Source organism: Pseudomonas sp. PB101 (genome assembly GCF_009764265.1).
Taxonomy (GTDB): domain Bacteria; phylum Pseudomonadota; class Gammaproteobacteria; order Pseudomonadales; family Pseudomonadaceae; genus Aquipseudomonas.
Genome location: NZ_RWIR01000041.1, coordinates 38,410 through 52,168, shown reverse-complemented (window position 1 = coordinate 52,168; position 13,759 = coordinate 38,410). Strand labels below are relative to the sequence as shown.

At 59.0% G+C, this 13,759-nt stretch carries 15 protein-coding genes; 3 read left to right on the top strand and 12 right to left on the bottom strand.

Features of this window, described 5'->3' with window-relative positions; translation table 11 throughout:
• The first annotated feature begins 88 nt into the window (after window positions 1–88).
• Entirely contained in the window at window positions 89–703 is a 615-nt protein-coding gene (locus tag EI969_RS12345) for a LysE family translocator (protein WP_160388054.1), read from the top strand.
• Window positions 704–767: 64 nt separating this feature from the next.
• On the opposite strand, the gene EI969_RS12340 is transcribed toward EI969_RS12345, so the two are convergent.
• Together EI969_RS12340 and EI969_RS12335 are read right to left on the bottom strand one after the other, a co-directional pair.
• Window positions 768–1,439, bottom strand: a complete 672-nt coding sequence (locus EI969_RS12340; RefSeq protein ID WP_160388053.1) for a tetratricopeptide repeat protein — start codon at window positions 1,437–1,439, stop codon at window positions 768–770.
• Between the two features lie 228 nt (window positions 1,440–1,667).
• On the bottom strand, window positions 1,668–2,105 hold the full coding sequence (locus EI969_RS12335) for an NUDIX domain-containing protein (RefSeq protein ID WP_160388052.1): 438 nt from the start codon (window positions 2,103–2,105) through the stop codon (window positions 1,668–1,670).
• Between the two features lie 343 nt (window positions 2,106–2,448).
• On the opposite strand from EI969_RS12335, the gene EI969_RS12330 reads away from it, so the two are divergent.
• Window positions 2,449–3,402, top strand: coding sequence for a DMT family transporter (locus EI969_RS12330; RefSeq protein ID WP_160388051.1), 954 nt, complete (start codon window positions 2,449–2,451; stop codon window positions 3,400–3,402).
• A gap of 111 nt (window positions 3,403–3,513) precedes the next feature.
• Here EI969_RS12330 and EI969_RS12325 read toward each other — a convergent pair whose 3' ends face one another.
• The 10 genes from EI969_RS12325 to EI969_RS12280 form a co-directional block, all read right to left on the bottom strand.
• Window positions 3,514–4,224: a GntR family transcriptional regulator gene (locus tag EI969_RS12325; RefSeq protein WP_160388050.1), complete on the bottom strand. Its 711-nt coding sequence runs from the start codon at window positions 4,222–4,224 to the stop codon at window positions 3,514–3,516.
• A 71-nt stretch (window positions 4,225–4,295) separates the two neighbouring features.
• Window positions 4,296–5,318 (bottom strand): proline racemase family protein, encoded by a 1,023-nt coding sequence (locus tag EI969_RS12320; protein ID WP_160388049.1) that lies wholly within the window; start codon window positions 5,316–5,318, stop codon window positions 4,296–4,298.
• A gap of 11 nt (window positions 5,319–5,329) precedes the next feature.
• Window positions 5,330–6,811, bottom strand: coding sequence for an aldehyde dehydrogenase family protein (locus EI969_RS12315; RefSeq protein ID WP_160388048.1), 1,482 nt, complete (start codon window positions 6,809–6,811; stop codon window positions 5,330–5,332).
• Window positions 6,808–8,106 (bottom strand): FAD-binding oxidoreductase, encoded by a 1,299-nt coding sequence (locus EI969_RS12310; RefSeq protein WP_160388047.1) that lies wholly within the window; start codon window positions 8,104–8,106, stop codon window positions 6,808–6,810. Before EI969_RS12310 ends, EI969_RS12315 begins: the two co-directional genes overlap by 4 nt.
• Window positions 8,103–9,146: a 4-hydroxyproline epimerase gene (locus EI969_RS12305; protein WP_160388046.1), complete on the bottom strand. Its 1,044-nt coding sequence runs from the start codon at window positions 9,144–9,146 to the stop codon at window positions 8,103–8,105. The genes EI969_RS12310 and EI969_RS12305 overlap by 4 nt, the downstream gene beginning before the upstream one ends.
• 59 nt (window positions 9,147–9,205) lie before the next feature.
• A complete protein-coding gene (locus EI969_RS12300) occupies window positions 9,206–10,087 on the bottom strand; it encodes a dihydrodipicolinate synthase family protein (protein WP_160388045.1) in 882 nt (293 codons plus the stop codon).
• Window positions 10,088–10,124: 37 nt separating this feature from the next.
• Complete coding sequence (locus tag EI969_RS12295) at window positions 10,125–10,790, bottom strand: amino acid ABC transporter permease (RefSeq protein WP_160388044.1); 666 nt, start codon at window positions 10,788–10,790, stop codon at window positions 10,125–10,127.
• 10 nt (window positions 10,791–10,800) lie between these two features.
• Window positions 10,801–11,472, bottom strand: coding sequence for an amino acid ABC transporter permease (locus EI969_RS12290; RefSeq protein WP_160388043.1), 672 nt, complete (start codon window positions 11,470–11,472; stop codon window positions 10,801–10,803).
• Window positions 11,473–11,483: 11 nt separating this feature from the next.
• Window positions 11,484–12,305 (bottom strand): amino acid ABC transporter ATP-binding protein, encoded by an 822-nt coding sequence (locus EI969_RS12285; protein WP_371925930.1) that lies wholly within the window; start codon window positions 12,303–12,305, stop codon window positions 11,484–11,486.
• A 52-nt stretch (window positions 12,306–12,357) separates the two neighbouring features.
• Entirely contained in the window at window positions 12,358–13,167 is an 810-nt protein-coding gene (locus EI969_RS12280; protein WP_256678307.1) for a transporter substrate-binding domain-containing protein, read from the bottom strand.
• Window positions 13,168–13,360: 193 nt separating this feature from the next.
• Here EI969_RS12280 and EI969_RS30525 point away from each other — a divergent pair, with 193 nt between their 5' ends.
• The gene (locus tag EI969_RS30525; RefSeq protein WP_256678305.1) at window positions 13,361–13,648 is read left to right on the top strand and encodes a hypothetical protein; all 288 of its coding nucleotides are present in this window, start codon (window positions 13,361–13,363) and stop codon (window positions 13,646–13,648) included.
• Window positions 13,649–13,759 lie beyond the last annotated feature (111 nt).

The window sequence follows — 13,759 nt, the reverse complement described above, 5'->3', positions numbered from 1 at the left end:
GCTCGCTAGCATGGATGCTCTCGCGGCGACAAACGTGATGAAATCTTCAACCAGACGCTGATACCGATTAGCGCTAAGAGGCATCGAAATGTTCGACAGTACTGCGGTGCTTACTGTTTTCTGGGTTTATCTGGCGGGCGTAGTGATTCCGGGGCCGAACTTCGTCGCCGTTGTTCACAAGGCAGTAGCCGCGACACGTGCCGAGGCGTTGGCCTTGGTCGCCGGTATAGTGACCGTGAACCTGCTCTGGTCTGGCTGTGCGATCACAGGCCTGGGCCTTGTGTTTGCAGCCTTCCCATGGGCAGTACTGGTTGTGAAGATAATGGGTGCGACGTACCTGATGTGGTTTGGCGTACGCCTGATCGTTAAAGCAGGCAAGCACCCCGCCTTACGGCCTTGTGAGGGCACGGCTGGCAGCGTCCGGAAATCTTTCTTTCAGGGTGTCGTCACCAACATCGGTAATCCTAAATCCATGGCCTTCTACGCCGCCGTCTTTTCAGCAGCAGCCCCCGCCCACCCCTCGGTCAGCACCTTCGTCTCAATGCTGGCGGTTGTGGTGGTCGTTTCGCTGACCTGGTATGGACTGGTTGCGGTGGCTTTGTCGCAACCAAGGATTTCCTCGGCGTATCAGAAGGCTCGGAAAGTGATTGATCGCCTGTGCGGTGGTCTGATTCTGGGCCTGGGAGTACGACAGCTGATCTAAGTATTGAATCGACCCCGAGAGGTGGGGAGACTCCGCTCTCGGCCAGCAGCGGACACTCAAATACTCAACCGTGCACCAGATAGGCCCCAGCGGGAACCCGATGGCGCAGCTTCTTGCATTTACCGGGTGCAGGCTGATGCCCTGGCGGACGATCAGGAAACCAGATTCGACATTTGCCCGGAGGCGGCATATGACCGCGAGGAATCCCAAGCTCGGCGTACGCATGCTCTGTCTCTGCGCCAGCGATGTTGTCTGCGCCGCGTTGCGCAACAATCGCCATTTCCGCTTCGCGGCGCCTTTGAGCCTCCTCTTCCAGCCCTTTCTGTACTGCGGCCAAGTCCTCTTTGGCATTGGGTGGGGTACCCGTAGATTGGGCCTGCTGCGCCGCCTGGATCAATTGAAAGTTTCGGTTGCGTAATTGGACGTTTCCACCAACTCGCATGTTCGAGCGCGCCGCTAAGGTTTCAGCCTGCTGGAACTGCCCCTGCTGAAGACGCAACACACCGAGGTAATGCAGCGTCGCGGGATTGTTCGGCTGGATATGCAGGGCACGCTCCAACGTTGCAGCGGCCTGGTCCAACTGACCATTTTCATACTGCCGCGAGGCTGTTTCGATCAGGGCGGTTGATGCACTGTTACTTTGAGCGGGCGCTCTTCGCTCGGCAGCGACAGAACAAAACGAGGCGATAGCGCAGAACACCACGATGAGTCTCGGTAGAACACTCTTGGTTTGCATGAGGGGGCGGACTCGACTGAACTCGGACGGCACTGCCGTAAACAGACCACACCGCTGTTCGGCAATTGCGATACAGGGCCGCTATTGACCCGGCCTACACCCTGAAGTTCCAGGTGCAACGGCCGTCGCGATGAGTACCGCTTTTTACCCTCTCCCATCTAAGTACGATGAGTTGCTGCAGTTCACACGGGGCAGCCATCGGCCAAAAACAGTCGTTCCGTATTTGAATCAAAGATGCTTGCCCATCAAGTGCCCACGCGTTTCCAGGACCTCGCACAAAAAGACCAGCGCCCGACGAAAAACCGGGTGGCAATCGTCATAAGGTAAATGGTCGAGCGAAGCCCAGAAAAACTCGAAGAGGTGACCATGGTCATCTAGCGTTTGATGTGACCATTGTTCAGGTAGTGGCCCACCCGCCTGGCACAGTTGAAACGACCAGATCTGGCCGAGATGACCGGATTCCCAACTTCCCAGGTCGTCTTCGATTGCGGCCGCGCTTATACCAGACTCTTCCGCCAGTTCACGCAGGGCTGCTCGGCCCGGTGTTTCTCCCTTTTCAATGGTTCCCTTCACCAGTTGCACTCCAGCCTGAGGATGACGGAACAAAAGGATCCTGGGGGGCTGCGCGGGACAGAGAACTACTGAACACGCCTTGTCAGGACGCATGACGATTTCCTTATCGGTAATGAAGGCTCGCCATCATACGCTTTCAGCCATTGCGCAAATGGTGTGGACTGGATCCTGAATGGCGTTGTGAGCGGCTGAAATGAGTTGTTTTCTGCCCCCTGGTGACAGGCAAGAATCGGCCAGTAACAGCCGTCCAGCCCATCAAAAACACACGAATGACGCATGTACTGATTCACCATGGTGTGACCGTCAAAGGCTACAGGCCACCCAATCTCTCTTGCCCGACCTATCCGATTACGGTACAAATCGATCAAGTTGTACGACAACATAATAAAAACCCGACGCCATCCCCGAACTGGCCTGTCACCCTTCGAGATCCGCCATGCCTCGCCCTACGCAGTCCGTATCGCCGCCCTTCCCCCGCCATCTCGCCGTTATCATTCTTTTGTGCATGGGCTGTGCGTTCGCCGGTAACCATGTGGCGGCGCGGGTCGCGTTTGACGATGGCGCGGGTGTATTGCTGGCGATTTTGATGCGTTCTGGCGGGACCTTGCTGGTGCTCGCCATCCTGGTGCTGTGGCAAAGACAAAGTCTGCGTCTGCCGGCGGGTGCCTGGCGCTGGCAATTGCTGTTGGGCCTTCTGATTACCGCGCAGAGCCTGTGCCTGTACTCCGCCGTCGCACGGGTCCCGGTGGCGCTGGCGCTGCTGGTGGCCAACGTGTTTCCCATCCTGCTGGCGTTGCTCACCTGGGCGCTGGGTGGCCCGAGACCCACTGCGCGCACCGCTATGTTGATGGGTTTGATTCTGGTGGGGCTGGTATTTGTGCTGGACGTCCCCGGGCGTCTTTCGACCGCGGCCAACGTCGGCCCGCAATGGCTGCTGGGCGTCGGGCTCGCGTTCTGCGCCGCCAGCGTGTTCGCCTGCGCGCTGTGGATTACCGACCACAAGTTGCCTCAGGTACGTGGTTCGGTGCGCAGTCTGTTGACCATTTTTATCGTCTTCAGCAGCGTCAATCTGGCAGGACTGGCTGACGCCCTGCCAGGCGGACTGAACCTGCCCGCGACCTCGACCGGATGGCTGGCCCTCGCCACATTGGTGGTGTTGTACGGCACCGGTTTTATCGTGCTGTTCATTTCAGTGCCTCGGCTGGACATGCCACGCAATGCGCCGGTGATGAACATCGAGCCATTGGCGACGTTGCTGATGGGCTGGATTGTGCTGGATCAAATGCTCAGTGCGGGGCAGATTCTGGGCGGGACAATTGTGGTCACCGGCATCGTTTTGCTGACCTATCGCAAATCAGCTATCAAGGCTGACGCCAAAGCTGTGGTGTGAGAATGCCTAAGGCCGCTGGTTACAAGCGCATGATGTTCTGGACAACCAGCGTGCTTACCGACGCCCGAAAGCTATATCAAAAGGTAGGTTTTCAATAGGTCGAAGCGCATCTCAACCAACAGACATCTTCTCGGTAAGGTTTTGTTGCAGGTACGCCAGGAAACGTCGCTGGAACAACATCGTGTGTTCATGCGCCGCCCGTTCAGCCTCGTCGGGCTTGCGCCCAGCAATGGCATCGACGATTTCATCGTGGTCGCGACCGATCGAAGAAGAGGTATTGGCTGAACTGATGATGTAGTCAAAGTGCAGGTGCAGCAATCGTTGACCTTCACCCAACAGCTTCTCGTAATAACTGATGAAGTACGGGTTTTTTCCGGCCTCGGCAATTGCCATATGCAAGGCTTTGTTGGTTTCGGACATCGCCTGGAAGTCCCCGGTGCTGACTGCGTCCAGATAGGCGGCATCAGCAGCACGAATACGAATCAGGTCCTCATCCGTACGATGCAGCGCCGCGAGGCGAGTCACTGCGCGCTGAATCAAGTCAAGGGCCGAAATGTAATTGGGGAACTCTTCGATTTCGAAGGGCGTCACCAACAGCGTGCGATTAGGCAGGATGGTGACCAAGCCTTCGCTGATTAAACGCGCAAGCGCATCACGCACCGGAGAACGGGAAAGACCAAACTGCGCGGCCAGGGACACTTCGTCCAGCGGCATACCGGGCTTGAGCTTCAGCGTCAGGATCTGCTTGCGCAACTCTTCGTAGATGTAGCGACCGCCATGGCGTTTGGCACCACCGGTAACTTCAGTCGTTTCTTTGCTCATCAGGTCATGCTCTCGGCAGTGCAGGCCGGTTATCCGGCCAGCCCACAACTTTAACATCCACCCGGGGTCAGTTAAAAACCCTCACCCCAAGTATCGCTCAGCATAAAACCATCCGCCAAAGGGTCATCCGGATCGACCCCGATCTGATGCAATCCGTAAATCCATGCCCTCCCCGTGATTCTGGGCAGGACCGCCGGTTTTCCGGCCACTTGCGTCAGCCCCAGCAACTCAACCTGAAACTCGCCGCCAATGGTCGACCGCGAGGTGAGTTTATCCCCCACTTCGACCAGATTCCTTGCGTTCAAGGTCGCCAGATTCGCCGAACTGCCCGTACCGCACGGCGATCGGTCGACTCGCCCCGGAGGCAGTGTCGTGCAGGTCTGGTAGGTTTTCGCGTCCACGCGGTTGCGGAACATCACATAGGCCACCTCGTTGAGCGCCTTGAACAGCGGATGACAGACCTTCACCTGCACATTGATCAGCCCCTTGAGACGAACGCCTTGAGTGGCCAGTTCACGAGCGTTCTCAGGGGCGATGGTCAAACCGATCTGATCAACGTCCACCAGTGCGTAATAGACACCGCCGAACGCGATGTCTGCCTTGATCACACCAAAGTCTGCGGTCTCGACCTTGGCATCCAGTTGCTCGACAAACGACGGCACCATGTCCAGCGAAACACTCTGGCAGCGCCCGTCCGCACACTGTGCACGGGCGGTAACCAGGCCGGCCGGAGTGTCCAGCACCACCGTAGTCACCGGCTCGAGCATTTCCAGCATGCCAAGCTCCAGCAACGCCGTTACCACGCAAATGCAGTTACTGCCGGACATGGGGTGAGCCTTGTCCGCTTGCAGCACGATGAACCCGGCCTGAGCCTCGGGCCGCGTCGGCGGCAACAGCACATTCACCGACATTTGCAGGCAACCACGCGGCTCCAGAATCACCAGGCGTCTGAGGCTGTCATCGACTTCGTTAATGTAGTTCATCTTGTCGAGCATGGTCTTGCCGGGGATATCGATGACCCCGCCGGTGATGACCTTGCCGATCTCACCTTCACAATGCACATCAGCCATTTGCAGCGTCTTTTTCCAGCGCATGACGGGCTCCTTTACTTGATGTACCAGCCCCACGGCTGATGACTGTCGTAACGGGTGATCTGCTTGGTTTCCAGGTAATTGCTCAACCCCCACTCACCCAGCTCACGGCCGATACCGCTTTGCTTGTAACCGCCCCAAGGAGCTTCGGTGAAAGTCGGTTGTGAGCAATTGATCCAGACGATGCCCGCTCGCAGTCGGCGGGCAACGCGCTCGGCACGGGCAAGGTCATGGGACATCACGGCAGCAGCGAGTCCGAAGCGCGAGTCGTTGGCGCTGCGCAATGCTTCGGCTTCATCATCGAAGGGTCGCACGCATACCACTGGGCCGAAGATTTCCTCTTTCCAGATCCAACTGTCTTGCGGCACGTCGGCAAAAATCGCCGGGGTCAAGAAGTAGCCTTTCTCGCAATTCGCCGGACGCGTACCGCCGGCAAGCAGCGTTGCGCCCTCCTCCCGACCCTGAGCGATGGCTGCCAGCACTTTGTCGTACTGGCCGCGATTGACCAGCGGGCCGAGCAGTACGCCCTCGTCCATGCCGTTGCCAATGCTGACGCGCTGGGTCTGCTCCACCAGTCGCTTGAGCAGTGGTTCGTACAGGTTGCGTTGCACCAGCACCCTTGAAGTTGCCGAACAGACCTGCCCCTGGTTCCAGAAGATCCCGAACATGATCCACTCGACCGCCGCTTCTATATCGCTGTCGTCGAAGATGATGAAAGGCGACTTGCCCCCCAGCTCCAGACTGATGTTTTTGATGTCGCGGGCGGCGGCCTGCATGATCCGCGTACCCGTTGGCACGCTGCCGGTGAACGCCAGTTTGTCGATGCCTGGATGCTCGCTCAGCGGAGCGCCGGCATCCGGACCGAGGCCGGTCACGACATTGAGCACGCCAGCAGGCAAACCGGCCTGATGGGCGATGTCCGCCAGCTCCAGGGCGGTCAACGGCGTCAGCTCCGAAGGTTTGAGCACCATGCAGCAACCAGCGGCCAATGCCGGCGCGACTTTCCAGGCGGCCATCAACATCGGGAAGTTCCAGGGAATAATGGCCCCGGCGACACCCACCGGTTCTTTGCGCGCGATGGACGTGAAGCGCTCATCGGCGAGGGAAATATTCTGCTCACGATGGCCATCAAGGTCATCGGCCAGATCGGCATAGTAGTCAAAGCAGCCTGCGGTATCGGCGATGTCCCACTGCGCTTCGGGCAACGGTTTGCCGTTGTCTCGCACCTCAAGTTCGGCCAGTTTGTCCTGACGTTCACGGATACCACGAGCGATGGCCCGCAGAATCGTCGCGCGTTCGGCCCCGGTCATTTGCGGCCATGGCCCCTCATCAAATGCACGGCGTGCGGCGTTTACCGCCAGGTCGATATCGCCTGCGGTGGCCGCGGCGACCTGGGTGATGACCGACTCGTTGCTCGGATCAATCGTGTCAAAGGTTGCGCCGTTCTTCGGACGAACCCACTGGCCGTCGATATAGAGCTGGTCATAGGATTTCATGCATGGCCTCCAACAAGGGCAAAGCGCTGGGCGCTAAAAGGGGTCAGGTCCTGGGCAGGTTTTCGACCGGCAACCAGGTCAGTGATCAGTCGTCCGGTGGTCGCTCCCAATGTCAGGCCGAGCTGGCCGTGACCGAACGCAAGGAACACGTTCGACAGTCGAGTGCTGCGATCGATAACGGGTTTGGTGTCGGGCAAAAACGGGCGATAGCCGACGCCGTACTCGACGTTATCCAGTTGCAACCGGGGAAGTATTTTTCGCGCCTTCTCAAGAATGATGTCGGCGCGCTTGAAGTTCGGCTCGGCATTGGGGCCGGCGAATTCGATGGTGCCGCCAATCTGTAATCCACGGGTCATCGGGCTGAAGCAGAAACCGCCGTCGGCATAAATCACCGAGTGACGAATCTCCACGCCGGGGGTGGGCAATAGCACCTGATAACCGGCGATACCGGCCAGCGGAACCTGCGCACCGAGTTGCTCGAAAAACTGACGCGAGCCAGTGCCGGCAGCGATTACCACATGATCCGCGGCGTAGCGTTGGCCATCGCCGAGGGTGACGCCGCTGGCGCGATCGGCCACCTCATCGATGCGCTTGACCTGGCCACGTACACGCACGCCGCCCTGGTCGAGAAAACTTTGCGTCAGCGCGGCAATAAAACCTTTGGTGTCATTAACCGACCGCCAGTCTGGGAACAGCAAGCCATGGCTGAATTTGCCGACCAATGACGGTTCGAGATCCGAGATTGCCGCCGCATCCAGCACTTCGGACTTGAAGCCCAGCGCCTGACGCAGCGCCAGATGCTCCCGTTCGTGTTCGATGCCTGAAGCCGAATCAAACAGCTCGAGGATTGGCCGTTCGCCCATCAGGGTCTTGTCCGGGCACGCTTCGAGCAAGGGCGCATAGTCCTCGTAGACATGGTGAGTGAGCGTCGCCATGTCTTCGGAAATTTCGACAATTTTCGAGTGGCGGGCACAAGCCAGAAACCGCAGGAACCACGGCAGGATGCCAGGTAACGCACCGGGCCTGAGCGCCAGCGGGCCCTTCTGATCGAGCAGCCAGCCCGGGATTTTCTTCAGGATGCCGGGCTTGGACAACGGGATGACCTCGCTGACCGCCATTTGCCCGCAGCTCCACTTGGCGGTGCTGTCGCCCGCGGCGGCCGGGTCGATCAGGGTCACCGCATAGCCTTCCCGTTGCAGGTAAAGGGCACAGCAGACGCCGACGATACCGCCGCCGACCACGACTACCTTTTCTCCGGGAACCGGGATTTGTGCAACGGGCTGCGCAGGTGTCATAGGGAAGTCTCTTGTGCAGAGGCCGGAGCGGCATAATCTTCCAGACTGAAGCCGTCCCACCAGGGTTGGGTATCGTCGACAATAAACTCAGCGCGCCCTGTGATCCATGCCCTTCCCTCAATACTCGGGCGAATAGCGGCACTGCCGTCTTCCAGGTGCAGCGTCTGCGCCACGCGACCGACAAAAAAACTGCCGATCAGGCTTTCGTGGCGATAGGCGCCCTCTTCGGCCAACCAGCCACGGGCATAGCGCTGGGCGACCCGGGCCGAACTTCCGGTGCCGCACGGCGACCGATCGATCAGGCTTTCACCGGCAATCACCACGGCCCGGCCCTGAGACTCGCAAGCCAGGGGCGCGCCTGTCCACATGCAGTGTTTGACACCTTTGATCGCAGGGTTTTCCGGGTGAACCACGTCCACCGACCGGTTGAGCAGATCCTGCATTTGCCGGCCCATTTCCAGCAGTTGCTGCGCGCTGAAATGCTCACAACCCGGATAGTTGGGCTGCACTTCGATAATCGGGTAAAAATTGCCGCCGTAGGCGATGTCGATCTTCAATGGCCCCAGTGGCGGAAAATCGATTTCCAGGTCACGGTGCAGCAAGAATGAAGGGACGTTGGTGAAACACACCGAGCTGACCTTGTCGCCGCTGCGGGTGTAGGTGGCGTGGATCTGCCCTGCCGGAACGTCCACCACCACGTTGCCCGGGGTCTTGGGCTCAATCAGCCCGGCCTCCAGCGCAAAGGTAATCGAACCCAACGTGGCATGCCCGCACATCGGCAGGCAGCCGGAGGTCTCGATGAACAGCAGGCTGAAGTCACTGTCAGCGCGCATCGGCGGGTAGAAGATCGTACCCGACATGTGCGAGTGGCCACGGGGTTCGAGCATCAGGCTGCGGCGAATCCAGTCGAAGTTGGCCATGAAATATTCACGCCGCTCACTCATGGTTCGCCCTTTGAGCGCGGGCGCACCGGCTATCACCATGCGCACAGGCATGCCTTCGGTATGGCCTTCGATGCTGCTGAAAACGTGTCGGGTCATCTCACTCTCTCCGATAAAGCCACATCAGTCGGGCGTGGCGACTGATGTGGCGGGCAACATCAGCCCTGGGCCAGTTCGAAAGCCTTGCGGAAGCTGGCTTTCTCGTCGTCGGTCAATGGTTGCAGCGGCATGCGCGCAGCACCGGCGTCAAAGCCTGCCAGTTCGCAGCCGTACTTGACCTTCTGGATGAACTTGCCCGACTCCATGTCTGCCAGTACCGGGAACAGCGAGCGCACGATGGCCTGTGCACCGGTCAGGTCGCCGCTGGTGTACTTGGTGTAGAAATCACAGACCTGTTGCGTCAGGCAGTTGGCCGGGCCGCAGATCCAGCTGCTCGCCCCCCACAGGAAGAAATCCAGCGCCTGGTCATCGGAACCGCAAGACAGCTGATAGTTGTCTTTGTAGGTGTTGCCGATTTCGATGGCGCGCAGCAGGTTGCCGCTGCTTTCCTTGATCGCGATCACGCGTTTGTTTTCCTTGAACGCATCCAGCACACCGAAACCGACTTCGACGTTGGTACGCACCGGGTAGTTGTACAGCACCAGGTCGATGTCCGGCACGGCATCGAGAATGGCCTGGTAGTGACCGACCAGCTCTTCCTGGGACGGCAGTGCGTAATAAGGCGGTGCGATCAACAGGTTGGTGTAGCCGGCATCACGGGTCTGCTTGACCTGCTCGATGACTTCACGGGTGCAGGAACCGTTGGCACCGGCAATCAGCACGCCACGGTCGCCGACTATTTCGCGCACAGTGGCCAGAATCTGCCGGCGCTCTTCGTTGGTCAGGGCGTAGTACTCACCGGTGGAACCCAGTGGCACGAAACCTTTGACGCCCGCCTTGAGTTGATGCTCGATGATGTTGCCGAGCATGTCGTAATTGACTTTGCCGGCCTTGTCGAACGGGGTGACCAGAGCAGGCAGGATACCTTTGAGTTGAGTCATTGCAGACACTCCACGGATTTGGATATGAGGGTTGGGGTTAGTACGCATAACGACGCAGCATCCGCGCCTCGATCACACCGACCAGACGGGTCAGCGGGAACGCCACGAGGAAATAGATCACAGCCACCGCCGAGAGAAACTCGACCGGGCGGGCCGTGCTGTTGGAAATGTTCTGGCCGACGAACATCAAGTCCGCGATGCCCACCGAAGAGATCAGCGCGCTCTCCTTGAACAGCGAAACCACGTTGGAGAGCAGTGGCGGAATGCCCCGAAGCAAGGCTTGGGGAAACACCACGAAGAGGGTTTTATTCCACGAAGCCAGGCCCAATGCGACGCAGGCATCATGCTGTTCGCCCGGGATGGACTTGAGCGCGCCGCGAAAGGTCTCGCTGGTGATCGCAGTCATGTACAGGGTCAGCGCCAGTAACACCGACAGGTAAGGCGGGATATCAACGCCAAACACCACCGGGAAACAGAAGAACACCCAGAACAGCTGGATCAACAACGGCGTACCGCGAAACAGCTCCACGTAAAGACCGGCAGGCACGCTCAACCAGCGACTGCGAGAGGCCCGCAACAGGCTCAACAGAAAGCCGCACAGACTGCCCAGAATCGCGCACCCGACGGTGAACACCAGCGTCAGCGCCAGCCCCTGCAACAAGGCCTGCCAGTAAGAAAACACCACGGTGAAATCAAGGTTCATCACAGCCTCCTCAGCGCGCGAGCGCGGTATCCTGGCGACGTTCCAGCCACTGCACGAACTGTGCGATGGGCAACGACAAGGCGAAGTAGATGAGCGCGATCAGCGAGTAGGTTTCCAGTGGGCGATAAGCCTCGGTAGCGATGCTTTTGCCGACGTACATCAGGTCGCCGACCGCTACGATTGCCACCAGCGCACTTTGCTGAAGGATCGAGATGCCATTGGTCATCAACACCGGAATGGCACTGCGCAATGCTTGCGGAAGAATCACGTAAAGCGTTCGTTGCCAAGGGCGCAGGCCCAAGGCGATGCTGGCGTCCAGGTGCTCATGAGGCACCGCCTGCACACCGGCCCGATAAGCCTCGGCGTTGAACGCGGTAAGGTTCAGGCCCAGGGCAAGCACGCCCATGGTGATCGGGTCGATGAACACGTCGAACAGCATGGGTACGCAGTAGAAGAACCAGACGATTTGCAGCAGCACCGGTGTGCAGCGAAAAAATTCGATGAACAACTGCGCCGGCCAGCGCAGGAAAAACCAGCGGCTCAAGGTCAGTAGGCACAAGCCGAAGCCCAGCACCAGCCCGACGATGTTCGACACAAGGGCCAATTGCAGAGTGACCTTCAACCCGTCCCATAACAGGCCAAAATTACCGCTAAGAAAGTTGAAGTCGAATTGATAATTCATGGCTGTGCTCCTCAGTCCAGGTGCAGCACTTTTTCCAGAAACTCGCGAGTGCGCGGTTCCTTGGGCTGGGTGAACAACTGGTCAGGATGGCCTTGCTCGACGACTTTGCCGTTGGCGCAGAACACCACGCGGGTGGCGATATGCCGGGCGAAGTGCATGTCATGGGTGACGATGATCATCGCCATCTTTTGCTCGGCCAATTGCAGCATCACGTTCTGCACCTCGATGACCATCTCGGGGTCGAGTGCTGAAGTGACTTCATCGAACAGCATCAATTTGGGTTCGAGCATCAGCGCCCGGGCAATCGCCACACGCTGTTTCTGGCCGCCGGACAATTGGCTGGGATAAACGTTGAGCTTGCTCTCCAGGCCCAATCGGGCGAGCAGCGTCCTGGCTTTCTCGGTGGCCTGCATTTTCGACAGGCCATGCACTTTCATCGGGGCCAGAATCAGATTGCCCAACACCGACAAATGCGGAAACAGCGTGTAATGCTGAAACACCATGCCGACCTGGGTCTGCAGTGTGTTGTCCATGGGCTTGCCCTTACCCCGGGCATTGCCGTCGATATACGGTTTGCCCTGGAAGCGGATGGTGCCGCCCTGAATGCTTTCAAGGCCCATCATGACTCGCAGCAAAGAGCTTTTGCCGCTACCGCTGGGGCCAATGATCACCAGGCGATCATCGGCCCGCATGTCCAGGTCCAGGTGATCCATCACCACCAGGTTTTCGCCGTAGGATTTGTAGACGTCGCGCAGTTGAATGAACTCACCGTTCATCTTTTCGCAGGCGTGCAGAGGCCGTGGCGGCACCGCCGCCAGATTGGAAGCTTTCATCGAAGATTCTCCGGGAGCGCGCAGCCCGCTGCGCGCTCGACATCGGCGGGATTTACTGAGGGGTTTTGTCGGCGTTGGCCAGTTGCGAGGCCTTATCGACCAAGGCGTCGATTTCACCGGTTTCGCGACGCTGGGAGAGGTAGATGTTCAGCGTCTGCAAATCAGCGGCGCTGACGTCTCGACGCACGCCGAACGCTACGCCTTGCTTGGCCAGTGCGGGTTTGGGCAACACTTCCTTGGTCCAACCGGGGTTGGCCACGGCGAACAAGTGGTTGGTGTCGCTGGCATCGACCAATACATCAGCGCGCTTTGACATCACCGCCATACGCACCTCATCCATGCCCGGCAGGCGCATGATCTTGCCCTGCTTGATGACCGCCGAGATGGCCTTGTCCTGAGCGGTGCCGGACATGACGGCGAAGGTCACGTCAGGCTTGTCGAAATCGCCGAGGTTGTTGCCGGCATTGGCCAGTTTCGGGTTGTCCTTGTTGACCAGGAGCGACACCTGGTAGTCCGTCGCCGGCACCGAAAAACTCACGGCCAGCGCGCGTTCAGGCGTCTGGTTGAGCGCCATGGCCATGTCCCACTTACCACCTTGCAAGCCCGCCACAAGATTGTCCCAGTTGGTGTCGACGAACTCGACCTTGACCTTCAGCACCTTCTCGCCGAAGTCACGGCACAGGTCTACGAAATAGCCGCTGTATTCACCAGAGCGAGCATCACGCATGACGTAAGGCGCGGCGACGGCCGCTCCACAACGCAGGACGCCTGCTTTCTGAATGTCTTTCCAGAGTGAAACATCAGCCGCCTGGGCTGGGACCTGAGTGAGCAGTGCGCCAATTGCGGATGCACAAACGAGCATGTTGCGGATGGTGCGAGGAAGGAACCGAGCCATTTTGACCTCTCCGATGATTTCGTTCTTGTAGGCAGGAAGGTACAAATCTACAACGTTGTGCGCCGTCATGTGTGCAGCGCTGTATGCAGATTAGAATCGAACGAATCGAACTGTCAACACAGGTCGGGAAAATTAATCGGCAAAGTGACTGAGCGGTCGAATGACCGCTCTGGGCAGGAAGGGACTGTCGCGGTTGCTGCAACGCTTCGAGGAAAGGGTCGAGAATCGGGCGAGGATGGTGGCCTGCGAGGATGAGCACGCCGGGCGGCGCCTGGATGAAACCAGTTGGAACACCGATCAGGACAACCCGTACTACCGCTCAAAAATCCTCTCTGAACGCGCCGCCTGGGAGACCGCCGAGGCCTGTGGGCTGCCGAGGCGGCGCTCAACACCTTATGCCCCGGCTATCGTCTGCCGCGCCGCGCACCAAAAGCCTTGCTGTTGTTGATCGCCTGACTGCAGGAACAGCGGGCACGCTACACCGGTCAGCCAGCCGAGCTGCTGCTCAGCCAGGTGCGGATGTTTTATGGGGTGCGCCAGGTCTACTACATCGACAAGG